The sequence below is a fragment of the Streptomyces sp. NPDC056347 genome (assembly GCF_042262625.1).
In the GTDB taxonomy this organism is placed as follows: domain Bacteria; phylum Actinomycetota; class Actinomycetes; order Streptomycetales; family Streptomycetaceae; genus Streptomyces.
The window spans coordinates 1-10,693 of the sequence record NZ_JBHJQP010000225.1; the positions used below are offsets into that span (position 1 = coordinate 1).

General features: G+C 70.7%; 9 protein-coding genes. All 9 read left to right on the forward strand.

All coding sequences use genetic code 11. The features are described 5' to 3' along the window. The first annotated feature begins 333 nt into the window (after window positions 1-333). The 9 genes from kdpF to ACFCV8_RS32925 all read left to right on the forward strand — a co-directional run bounded on the left by kdpF (window position 334) and on the right by ACFCV8_RS32925 (window position 10,645). Window positions 334-423: a K(+)-transporting ATPase subunit F gene (kdpF, locus tag ACFCV8_RS32885; protein ID WP_365371734.1), complete on the forward strand. Its 90-nt coding sequence runs from the start codon at window positions 334-336 to the stop codon at window positions 421-423. Between the two features lie 7 nt (window positions 424-430). After that, window positions 431-2,095 carry a potassium-transporting ATPase subunit KdpA gene (gene kdpA / locus ACFCV8_RS32890; RefSeq protein ID WP_376689161.1) on the forward strand — a complete coding sequence of 555 codons (1,665 nt, stop codon included), beginning with the start codon at window positions 431-433 and terminating at the stop codon, window positions 2,093-2,095. Beyond that, a complete protein-coding gene (gene kdpB, locus ACFCV8_RS32895; protein ID WP_376689162.1) occupies window positions 2,092-4,218 on the forward strand; it encodes a potassium-transporting ATPase subunit KdpB in 2,127 nt (708 codons plus the stop codon). Before kdpA ends, kdpB begins: the two co-directional genes overlap by 4 nt. Before the next feature lie 23 nt (window positions 4,219-4,241). Continuing rightward, window positions 4,242-4,910 carry a potassium-transporting ATPase subunit C gene (locus ACFCV8_RS32900; protein ID WP_376689163.1) on the forward strand — a complete coding sequence of 223 codons (669 nt, stop codon included), beginning with the start codon at window positions 4,242-4,244 and terminating at the stop codon, window positions 4,908-4,910. A 156-nt stretch (window positions 4,911-5,066) separates the two neighbouring features. Further along, the gene (locus tag ACFCV8_RS32905; protein ID WP_376689164.1) at window positions 5,067-5,816 is read left to right on the forward strand and encodes an ABC transporter ATP-binding protein; all 750 of its coding nucleotides are present in this window, start codon (window positions 5,067-5,069) and stop codon (window positions 5,814-5,816) included. A gap of 167 nt (window positions 5,817-5,983) precedes the next feature. After that, a complete protein-coding gene (locus ACFCV8_RS32910; protein WP_376689165.1) occupies window positions 5,984-8,527 on the forward strand; it encodes an ATP-binding protein in 2,544 nt (847 codons plus the stop codon). A 106-nt stretch (window positions 8,528-8,633) separates the two neighbouring features. Beyond that, complete coding sequence (locus ACFCV8_RS32915; protein WP_376689168.1) at window positions 8,634-9,326, forward strand: response regulator; 693 nt, start codon at window positions 8,634-8,636, stop codon at window positions 9,324-9,326. Window positions 9,327-9,472: 146 nt separating this feature from the next. After that, entirely contained in the window at window positions 9,473-9,889 is a 417-nt protein-coding gene (locus ACFCV8_RS32920; protein ID WP_376689166.1) for an OB-fold nucleic acid binding domain-containing protein, read from the forward strand. A gap of 3 nt (window positions 9,890-9,892) precedes the next feature. Continuing rightward, entirely contained in the window at window positions 9,893-10,645 is a 753-nt protein-coding gene (locus ACFCV8_RS32925; RefSeq protein WP_376689167.1) for a DUF3159 domain-containing protein, read from the forward strand. Window positions 10,646-10,693: the final 48 nt, after the last annotated feature.

Genomic DNA, 10,693 nt, shown 5'->3' on the forward strand with positions numbered 1-10,693 from the left:
CCTCTCCGAGGGGTGCGGCCCACCGGCCTTTTCCGTGTCCGGCAAGGGCGGCCGAAGCGCTCGGGGCGGGGCGCAAGACGGCTTTCGGACAGCTCCGCGACGGCGTGTGCGACGGGGCGTGTATGGGGCGCGTATGCGCGCCGTCAAGGGCCGGCCGTTCCTCGTAAGGAAGCCATCAACGCAGGCCAGGACGGTCCTGGTGAGAGGTTTGCTCAAGAGGTCCGAGAATCCGTACCTCATCTAGGAGCACACGATGGCCGACGTGGCCTTCGTCGTCACCACGATCGCGGTCTTCGCGCTGGTGGCTCTCGTCGCCAAGGGGGTGGCGAAGCTGTGACCGTCGAGAACATAGTCGGCCTGGTCGTGGCCGTCGCCCTGCTGGGCTACCTCGTCCTCGCCCTTCTCTACCCGGAGAGGTTCTGAGCGCGATATGAGTCCCGTCCTCGCCGGCGTGCTCCAGATGCTCGCGCTCATCGTGGCGCTGGGACTGGTGTACCGACCGCTCGGCGACTACATGGCCGGCGTCTACTCCTCGAAGCGGCACCTCCGCGTCGAGAGGTGGATCTACCGGGCCATCGGCGCCCATCCGAACACCGGGATGCGCTGGCCCGCCTATCTCCGCGCGGTACTCGCCTTCTCCGCGGTGAGCGTCCTCTTCCTCTATCTCCTCCAGCGGCTGCAGGGCGCCCTGCCCGGCTCGCTCGGCTTCTCCTCGATCGACCCGGACCAGGCGTTCAACACCGCCGCGTCCTTCGTCGCCAACACCAACTGGCAGTCGTACTCCGGCGAACAGGCCATGGGCCACGTCGTGCAGACCGGTGGCCTCGCGGTGCAGAACTTCGTCTCGGCCGCCGTCGGCATGGCCGTCGCGGTGGCCCTGGTACGCGGCTTCGCCAGGTCCCGCACCGGTGAGCTCGGAAACTTCTGGTCCGACCTGGTGCGCGGCACCGTACGCATCCTGCTGCCGATCGCCGCGCTCGGCGCGGTGGTGCTGGTGGCCTGCGGAGCGATCCAGAACTTCGCCGGCATCCACGAGGTCGGGCAATTCATGGGCGGCTCGCAGCAGTGGAACGGCGGCGCCGTCGCGTCCCAGGAGGCCATCAAGGAACTGGGCACCAACGGCGGCGGCTACTTCAACGCCAACTCGGCCCATCCCTTCGAGAACCCCAACGGCCTGTCCAACCTGTTCGAGATCTTCCTGATCCTGGTCATCCCGTTCGCGCTGACGCGGACCTTCGGCCGGATGGTCGGCTCGCTCAAGCAGGGGTACGCGCTCCTCGCCGCGATGGGCGTCATCTGGCTCGGCGCCACCTCCCTGATGATGTGGACCGAGTTCGCCCACCACGGGCCCGCCTTCCAGATCGCGGGCGGGGCGATGGAGGGCAAGGAGACCCGGTTCGGGATCGCCGGATCGTCGATCTTCGCGGTCGCCACGACCCTCACCTCCACCGGCGCGGTGAACTCCTTCCACGACTCGTACACCGGCTTCGGCGGCGGGATCACCATGCTGGACATGCAGCTCGGCGAGATCGCGCCCGGCGGTGTCGGCTCCGGCCTCTACGGCATCCTGATCATGGCGCTCATCGCGGTGTTCATCGCCGGGCTGATGGTCGGCCGCACGCCGGAGTACCTCGGCAAGAAGATCGGCACCCGCGAGATCAAGCTCGCGGCCTGCTACATCCTGATCACCCCGGCTCTGGTGCTCTGCTTCACCGCCCTGGCGATGGCGCTGCCCACCCCGCCGCACTCGATGACCAACACCGGCGCGCACGGCTTCTCCGAGATCCTCTACGCCTACACCTCGGGCGCGAACAACAACGGTTCGGCGTTCGCCGGGCTCAACGCCGACACGCAGTGGTTCAACACCACGATCGGTCTGGCGATGCTGCTCGGCCGGTTCCTGCCGATGGTGTTCGTCCTCGCGCTGGCCGGGTCGCTCGCCGAGCAGCAGCCCGTACCGGCGACCGCCGGGACCCTGGCCACGCACAAGCCGCTCTTCAGCGGACTGCTGGTCGGCACGATCCTGATCATCACCGGGCTGACCTTCTTCCCGGCCCTGGCACTGGGCCCGCTGGCCGAAGGACTGGCGTCATGACCACTCGTACGGAGCAAGAGGACTCGATGTCCACTGTCACCCCCACCCGGGCGCCCCACCAGGACGCGCCCACCGGCCACCAGGGCGAAGGACGCGTCGGCAGCGGGCTCTTCGACCCCAAGCAGCTGATCCGCTCCTTCCCCGACGCCGTGCGCAAGCTCGACCCCCGGGCGATGGTCCGTTCCCCGGTGATGTTCGTGGTGCTGATCGGCTCGGTCCTCACGACCGTGCTGGCCTGTCTGCACCCGGGGGAGTGGTTCGGCTGGGCGATCGCGGCCTGGCTCTGGCTGACCACGATCTTCGCCAACCTGGCGGAGGCGGTCGCCGAGGGACGCGGCAAGGCGCAGGCCGACACGCTGCGCCGGGCCAAGACCGACACCGTCGCCCGGCGGCTGACCGGCACGAACGAGGAGCGGGTGCCCGGCACCGAACTGCGCGTCGGCGACCTGGTGGTCTGCGAGGCGGGCGACATCATCCCCGGCGACGGGGACGTCGTGGAGGGCGTCGCCAGCGTGGACGAGTCCGCGATCACCGGCGAGTCCGCCCCGGTCATCCGGGAGTCCGGCGGCGACCGCAGCGCCGTCACCGGCGGTACGAAGGTGCTCTCCGACCGGATCGTCGTCAAGATCACCACCAAGCCCGGTGAGACCTTCATCGACCGGATGATCGCCCTGGTCGAGGGCGCCGCCCGGCAGAAGACGCCCAACGAGATCGCGCTGAACATCCTGCTCGCCTCGCTCACCATCGTCTTCCTGCTCGCCGTCGTCACCCTCCAGCCCTTCGCGCTCTACGCCGGGCAGGGGCAGTCGATGATCGTGCTGACCGCGCTGCTGGTCTGCCTGATCCCGACGACCATCGGCGCACTGCTCTCCGCGATCGGCATCGCCGGGATGGACCGCCTGGTCCAGCGCAATGTGCTCGCGATGTCGGGGCGGGCGGTCGAAGCCGCCGGAGACGTGTCGACCCTGCTGCTCGACAAGACCGGCACCATCACGCTCGGCAACCGGCAGGCCGCCGAATTCGTCCCCGTGAAGGGCACCACCGAGGCCGAGCTGGCGGACGCCGCCCAGCTCTCCTCGCTCGCCGACGAGACGCCCGAGGGCCGCTCGATCGTCGTCCTGGCCAAGGAGAGGTACCGGCTGCGCGAACGCCACCAGGGCGAACTGGCCGGCGCCGACTGGGTGGCCTTCACCGCCCAGACCCGGATGTCCGGCGTCGACGTCGACGGACGCAAGGTCCGCAAGGGCGCCTCCGGATCGGTGCTGGCCTGGGTGAAGGAGCGCGGCGGCACCGTCCCGCAGGACGTGGCGGCGCTCACCGACACCATCGCCCAGGCGGGCGGCACACCGCTGCTGGTCGCCCTGGAGGACGGGCGCGGCGCCCGGGTCCTCGGCGTCATCCACCTCAAGGACGTGGTCAAGGAGGGCATGCGGGAACGGTTCGACGAACTGCGCCGGATGGGCATCCGCACGGTCATGATCACCGGCGACAACCCGCTGACCGCGAAGGCCATCGCCGAGGAGGCGGGCGTCGACGACTTCCTCGCCGAGGCCACCCCCGAGGACAAGATGGCCCTCATCAAGCGGGAGCAGGCGGGCGGCAAGCTCGTCGCGATGACCGGCGACGGCACCAACGACGCTCCGGCGCTCGCCCAGGCCGACGTCGGCGTGGCCATGAACACCGGCACCTCGGCCGCCAAGGAGGCCGGGAACATGGTGGACCTGGACTCCAACCCGACCAAGCTGATCGAGATCGTCGAGATCGGCAAGCAGCTGCTCATCACCCGGGGCGCGCTGACGACGTTCTCGATCGCCAACGACGTCGCGAAGTACTTCGCGATCATCCCCGCCATGTTCGCCGTGGTCTATCCGGGCCTGGGCAGGCTCAACATCATGCAGCTGTCCTCCCCGCAGTCCGCGATCCTGTCGGCGGTCGTCTTCAACGCGCTGATCATCGTCGCCCTGGTGCCGCTCGCCCTGAAGGGCGTGCGCTACCGGCCCAGCAGCGCCGACTCGATGCTCCGGCGGAACCTCGGGCTGTACGGGCTCGGCGGACTGGTCGCCCCGTTCATCGGCATCAAGATCATCGACATGGTCATCTCCCTCATACCCGGTCTGCACTGAATCCAGGAAACGGCTGACCCGCCATGAACAACTCCGTAGCGAACACCACCCGGCTGCTCTGGGCCGGGCTGCGCGCCCTGCTCGTCCTCACCGTCGTCTGCGGCGTGCTCTACCCGCTGGCCGTCACCGGGGTGGCCCAGGGGCTCTTCCCCGGCAGGGCCAACGGCTCCGAGATCACCGAGAACGGCCGTGTCGTCGGCTCCGAACTCATCGGCCAGCGCTACGACCTGCCGCTGAAGAAGGGGGAGGAGACCCCGGCCCCGGACCTCAAGTGGTTCCAGCCGCGCCCCTCCAACGGCCTGGGCGCCAACACCGTCAACACCCAGTACAAGCTGATCCTCTCCGGCGCGACCAACCGCTCCGCCGACAACAAGGAACTGATCGACTGGGTCACCGCCGCCAAGGCCGCCGTGGTCAAGGACAACTCCGTCCCCGGCCACCCGGTCAGGCCCTCGCAGGTGCCGGCCGACGCCGTCACCTCCTCCGGCTCCGGCCTCGACCCGGCCATCTCCCCGGCGTACGCACAGCTCCAGGTGCGCCGGGTGGCCGAGCGCAACCACCTTCCCGTGGGCCGGGTGGAGAAGCTCGTCGAGCAGCACACCGACGGCCGGATCCTCGGCTTCGTCGGCGAGCCCACGGTCAACGTCCTCCAGCTCAACATCGCGCTGCGGCAGCTGACCGACCGGACCTGACGACACCCGCACCACGCCCCGTACGCCCCGTATGTCCCGTGCGCAGCTGTCACGCACGGGGCGTACGGGGCACGGGCGGGGGCGCGGCCATTGTCCGGCCCTGCGCGCATTACCCATACTGTCGGTTCACGGGATCGATCACGTACGGGGAGAGACATGACCGAGAGCAGCGGCCGGACGGGCACCGAGGGACAGGGCGGCGTCGCTCTCGCCGGGGAACCCGGCGCCGGCCCCATGGTGCGGGTCGAGGACCTGCACCGTTCGTACGGCTCGGGGGCCGGCGCGGTGCACGCGCTGCGCGGGGTCTCCTTCGAAGTGCCGCGCGGCGAGCTGGTGGCGCTCAAGGGGCGCTCCGGCTCGGGCAAGACCACCCTGCTGAACCTGCTCGGCGGGCTCGACACCCCCGACTCCGGCCGGATCACCGTCGACGGCACGGACCTCGCCGGGCTGGGCGAGGACGGGCTCCTGGCGCTGCGCCGGGAGCGGGTCGGCTTCATCTTCCAGTCGTTCGGCCTGATCCCGATCCTGACGGCGGCGGAGAACGTCGGCGTACCCCTGCGGCTGCGCAAGGCGGACCCGCGCGAGCGCGAGGAGCGGGTGGCGCTGCTGCTCGCCCTGGTGGGCCTCGCCGACCACGCCGCCCAGCGGCCCGGGGAGCTCTCCGGAGGCCAGCAGCAGCGCGTCGCGATCGCCCGGGCGCTCGCCAACCGGCCCGCCCTGCTGATCGCCGACGAGCCGACCGGCCAGCTCGACGCGGAGACCGGACTCGCGGTGATGAAGCTGCTGCGGGCGGTGGTGCGCAGCGAGGGCGTCTCCGCGCTGGTGGCCACGCACGACAGCCAGCTGCTGGGGCTGGCGGACCGGGTCCTCGAACTGAGCGACGGGCACATCGTCGAGCACGCGTAGCCCCTGCCGGACCCGCGGACGCCCCGGCACGCCGCCCGGGGCGTCAGAATCCCGTCAATTCGGTCCCTCCGCCCCGTCCCCCGTCCTCCTCGCCCCCGGTCCGCGAGGTAGCTTTCGAAGCGGCTGCCGCATCGGACGCAGCCGGTTCAAGAGAAGACAATGGGGCCATGGGACGCGGCAAGCTTCGGATCTACCTGGGGGCGGCACCCGGCGTCGGCAAGACGTACGCGATGCTCTCCGAGGCCCATCGGCGAGTGGAGCGGGGCACCGACTGCGTCGTCGCGTTCGTGGAGCACCACGACCGGCCGCGCACCGAGGTCATGCTGCACGGCCTGGAGCAGATCCGGCGCAGCGAGATCGAGTACCGCTCGGCCGTCTTCACCGAGATGGACGTCGACGCGGTGCTGGAGCGCGCCCCCGCCGTCGCCCTGGTGGACGAGCTGGCCCACACCAACGTGCCGGGCTCCCGCAACGCCAAGCGCTGGCAGGACGTGGAGGAACTGCTCCAGGCCGGGATCGACGTGGTCTCCACCGTCAACATCCAGCACCTGGAGTCGCTCGGCGACGTCGTCGAGTCCATAACCGGCGTCCGGCAGCGCGAGACCGTCCCCGACGAGGTCGTCCGCCGGGCCGACCAGATCGAGCTGGTCGACATGTCGCCGCAGGCACTGCGGCGCCGGATGGCCCACGGCAACATCTACAAGCCGGACCGGATCGACGCCTCGCTGTCCAACTACTTCCGCCCCGGCAACCTGACCGCCCTGCGCGAGCTGGCCCTCCTCTGGGTCGCCGACCGGGTCGACGAATACCTCCAGCAGTACCGCGGCGAGCACAACATCCGCACCACCTGGCAGGCCCGCGAACGCATCGTCGTCGGCCTCACCGGAGGCCCCGAGGGCCGTACGCTCATCCGCCGCGCGGCCCGGATGGCGGCCAAGGGCTCGGGCAGCGAGATCCTCGCGGTCTACATCGCCCGCAGCGACGGGCTGACCTCCGCCTCGCCCAAGGAACTCACCGTCCAGCGCACCCTGGTGGAGGACCTCGGCGGTACGTTCCACCACGTCATCGGCGACGACATACCTTCCGCGCTCCTGGAATTCGCCCGCGGGGTGAACGCCACCCAGATCGTCCTCGGCTCCAGCCGCCGCAAGGCCTGGCAGTACATCTACGGGCCGGGCGTGGGCGCCACCGTCGCCCGGGAGTCCGGGCCCGACCTGGACGTCCACATCGTCACCCACGAAGAGGTCGCCAAGGGGCGCGGCCTGCCCATCGCGCGGGGGGCCAGGCTCGGCAGGGCCCGGATCATCTGGGGCTGGGTGGTCGGCGTCGGCGGCCCCGCCCTGCTCACCCTGCTCCTGGCCTGCGTGGACAGCGGTCCCGGGCTCGCCAACGACGTCCTGCTCTTCCTCTTCCTGACCGTGGTCGCCGCGCTGGTCGGCGGACTGCTGCCCGCCCTGGCCTCGGCCGCCGTCGGCTCGATGCTGCTGAACTACTGGTTCACCCCGCCGACCCACACCCTGACCGTGCAGGACCCGGAGAACTTCGTCGCCATCGTGATCTTCTTCGCGGTGGCGGTCTCGGTCGCCTCGGTGGTCGATCTCGCGGCCCGCCGCACCCACCAGGCGGCCCGGCTGCGCGCCGAGTCGGAGATCCTCTCCTTCCTGGCCGGCAGCGTGCTGCGCGGCGAGACGACGCTGGACGCCCTTCTGGAGCGGGTCCGCGAGACCTTCGGCATGGAGTCCGTCGCCCTGCTGGAGCGCCGCAGCGACGTGGAACCGTGGACCTGCGCGGGCAGTGTCGGGCCGGGGCCGGTGACCCGGCCGGAGGACGCGGACGTGGACATGCCGGTCGGCGACCACATGGCGCTGGCGCTCTCGGGCCGGGTACTGCCCGCCGAGGACCGCCGGGTGCTGGGCGCCTTCGCCGCACAGGCCGCCGTCGTACTGGACCGGCAGCGCCTGGTCGGCCAGGCGGAGGAGGCCCGCCGCCTCGCCGAGGGCAACCGGATCAGGACCGCGCTCCTGGCCGCCGTCAGCCACGACCTGCGTACCCCGCTCGCCGCCATCAAGGCCGCCGTCAGCTCCCTGCGCTCGGACGACGTCGCCTGGTCCGAGGAGGACCAGGCCGAGCTGCTGGAGGGCATCGAGAACGGCGCCGACCGCCTCGACCACCTCGTCGGCAACCTCCTCGACATGTCCCGGCTCCAGACCGGCACGGTCACCCCGCTGATCCGCGAGATCGACCTCGACGAGGTGGTCCCGATGGCGCTCGGGGGCGTTCCCGAGGACAGCGTCGACCTGGACATCCCCGAGACCCTGCCGATGGTCGCGGTCGATCCCGGGCTGCTGGAGCGGGCCGTCGCCAACATCGTCGAGAACGCCGTGAAGTACAGCCGTCACGCCGAACGCGTCACCGTCGCCGCCAGCGCGCTCGGCGAACGCGTCGAGCTGCGGGTGGCCGACCGCGGCCCCGGCGTGCCCGACGAGGCCAAGGAGCGCATCTTCGAGCCCTTCCAGCGCTACGGCGACGCCCCGCGCGGCGCGGGCGTCGGACTGGGGCTCGCGGTGGCCCGCGGCTTCGTCGAGTCCATGGGCGGCACGCTGGGCGCCGAGGACACCCCGGGCGGCGGCCTCACCATGGTGCTGACCCTCCGGGCGGCGGCGGGGTACGTTCCGGCCGGCCCCGAGCTGTCCGAGCGGGTCGTCTCATGACCGCACGGGCCGTCCCGTGACCGCCGGCCGCGCAGGTCACCTCATGATCCCCATGATCACCGGAACGCCCCGGGAGATCGCCGTACAGCAGAAAGGCAGGGCCCCCATGACCCGGGTGCTTGTGGTCGACGACGAGCCGCAGATCGTACGCGCCCTCGTGATCAACCTGAAGGCGCGCAAGTACGAGGTGGACGCGGCGCCCGACGGCGCGACGGCCCTCCAGCTCGCCGCCGCCCGCCACCCCGACGTCGTCGTCCTCGACCTCGGGCTGCCGGACATGGACGGCGTCGAGGTGATCAAGGGACTGCGCGGCTGGACCCGGGTGCCGATCCTGGTGCTCTCCGCCCGGCACACCTCGGACGAGAAGGTCGAGGCCCTGGACGCCGGGGCCGACGACTACGTCACCAAGCCGTTCGGCATGGACGAGCTGCTGGCCAGGCTGCGTGCCGCGGTCCGCCGCGCCGAGCCCGTCGGGCAGCAGGGCACCGACGACGTCGTGGTCGTCGAGACCGAGGGGTTCACCGTCGACCTGGCCGCGAAGAAGGTGCACCGCGGCGGGCGCGACGTACGGCTCACCCCCACCGAGTGGCACCTGCTGGAGGTCCTGGTCCGCAACAGCGGCCGCCTGGTCAGCCAGAAGCAGCTGCTCCAGGAGGTCTGGGGGCCCTCGTACGGCACCGAGACCAACTACCTGCGGGTCTACATGGCCCAGCTGCGGCGCAAGCTGGAGGCCGACCCCTCGCACCCCCGGCACTTCGTCACCGAACCGGGCATGGGCTACCGCTTCGAGCGCGGCTGAACGGGGCTGCCGCGGCCCGGGGGAGGCGCCCCGGGCCCGACCCCCGCCGGTCGTTCCCCGGTCGCCCGTTCGGGTGAGATCGGTGCGAGCTCCGAGTGAGACCGGGGACACCCGCCCGGAGCAGCCGGGACCGGTACCCTTCGGGTATGAGTGCTGTTCCACGATCCGACAGGCCCGGCAAGGCGGATAAGCCGTCCGGCCGCTTCCGCCGGATGCTCGACCGGCTGTCCAGTTCCCAGGAGGACCTGGAGTCCGAGGAGCTGCAGGAGGACGCGCAGGCGACGGGGTGCACCCGGATCTCCGAATGCACCGACCGCCAGATCGTGAAGGTGACTGGTACCTTGCGGACCGTCACCCTGCGGCCGCGTGCCGGAGTGCCCGCCCTGGAGGCCGAGCTCTTCGACGGCACCGCGCCGCTCGACGTCGTCTGGCTGGGCCGGCGCTCCATCGTGGGCATAGAACCGGGCCGCAGGCTCATCGCCTCCGGGCGCATCGCCATGAGCCACGGGCGTCGGGTGCTGTTCAACCCCAAATACGAACTCCGACCGCTCGGCAAGGAGTAGCCGGTGACGTCTCTCGACAAGCCGACGTCCGACACGGACCGCACCACCCGCACCGACCAGGAGGACGCCGACGCGAAGGAGATCACCGAGGCGGCGCTCTTCGAGGCGTTCGGCGGTGTCCGGGGCATGGTGGAGACGGTCGTTCCCGGGCTGCTGTTCGTCACCATCTTCACGATCAACAAGGACCTGAACACCTCGGCCATCGCGGCCCTGGCGGTCTCCCTGGTCCTGGTCGTCGTACGGCTGCTCCGCAAGGACACCGTCAAGCACGCCTTCAGCGGCGTCTTCGGCGTGGCCTTCGGTGTGGTCTTCGCGAAGATGACGGGCAACGCCAAGGACTTCTATCTGCCGGGCATGCTCTACACGCTCGGCCTGGCGCTCGCCTATCTCATCACCACGCTCGCCGGGCTGCCGCTGATCGGCCTGATCCTGGGGCCGGTGTTCAAGGAGAACCTCTCCTGGCGCACCCGGAACCCGGGCCGCAAGAAGGCGTACGCCAAGGCCAGCTACGCCTGGGGGCTGATCCTCCTCGCCAAGTGCGCGATCCTCTTCCCGCTGTACTGGTGGGCGGACACCACCCAGTTCGGCTGGGTCCTGGTCGCCCTGAAGATTCCCCCGTTCCTGCTCGCGGTCTATCTGACCTGGGTCTTCCTCGCGAAGGCGCCGCCGCCCATCGACGTCTTCGCCGAGATGGAGGCGGAGGAGCAGGCCGAGAAGGAGCGCAAGGCCGCCGAGGCCCGCAACCAGGAGTACTGAGCACAGCCCCGTGAGCCGCACGAAGGGGCCCGCGACCGTGTCTTTGTA

Bases quoted from the DNA above. Each gene is read 5' to 3' on its own strand.
- kdpA (WP_376689161.1), top strand. From the start codon at position 431: ATGAGTCCCGTCCTCGCCGGCGTGCTCCAGATGCTCGCGCTCATCGTG.
- kdpB (WP_376689162.1), top strand. From the start codon at position 2,092: ATGACCACTCGTACGGAGCAAGAGGACTCGATGTCCACTGTCACCCCC.
- ACFCV8_RS32900 (WP_376689163.1), top strand. From the start codon at position 4,242: ATGAACAACTCCGTAGCGAACACCACCCGGCTGCTCTGGGCCGGGCTG.
- ACFCV8_RS32905 (WP_376689164.1), top strand. From the start codon at position 5,067: ATGACCGAGAGCAGCGGCCGGACGGGCACCGAGGGACAGGGCGGCGTC.
- ACFCV8_RS32910 (WP_376689165.1), top strand. From the start codon at position 5,984: ATGGGACGCGGCAAGCTTCGGATCTACCTGGGGGCGGCACCCGGCGTC.
- ACFCV8_RS32915 (WP_376689168.1), top strand. From the start codon at position 8,634: ATGACCCGGGTGCTTGTGGTCGACGACGAGCCGCAGATCGTACGCGCC.
- ACFCV8_RS32920 (WP_376689166.1), top strand. From the start codon at position 9,473: ATGAGTGCTGTTCCACGATCCGACAGGCCCGGCAAGGCGGATAAGCCG.